General features: G+C 61.8%; 1 pseudogene. It reads right to left on the bottom strand.

The window, feature by feature from the left end:
* A pseudogene (locus tag H6B10_RS17530) lies at window positions 1–217 on the bottom strand (hypothetical protein); the annotation flags it as partial.

Below are 217 nucleotides of genomic sequence, written 5' to 3'. Positions count from 1 at the left end.
ACGGTCTCCCCTTCCAGCACAAAGGTAGAGCGCAGCACAAAAGCATAGGGCCATTTGGGCAGTGTCTGGGCATTGGCATGCAGCTCAAATTCCAGCGTGTCGTCGGTCTGACGGCCGGTGCCGGTGTGGGGCTGGCCGTACTGTGGCGGGTCAATCCCAGCTGGAAGCAGAACCTGTTCATGACGGGACTTCTGTGGGCGGTCGGCGCCATAGCCGG

Source organism: Gemmiger formicilis, from assembly GCF_016901605.1.
Classification (GTDB): Bacteria; Bacillota; Clostridia; order Oscillospirales; family Ruminococcaceae; genus Gemmiger; species Gemmiger formicilis_B.
Note: the sequence above shows the minus strand (reverse complement) of the source record. Positions and strands in the feature narration are given on the sequence as shown.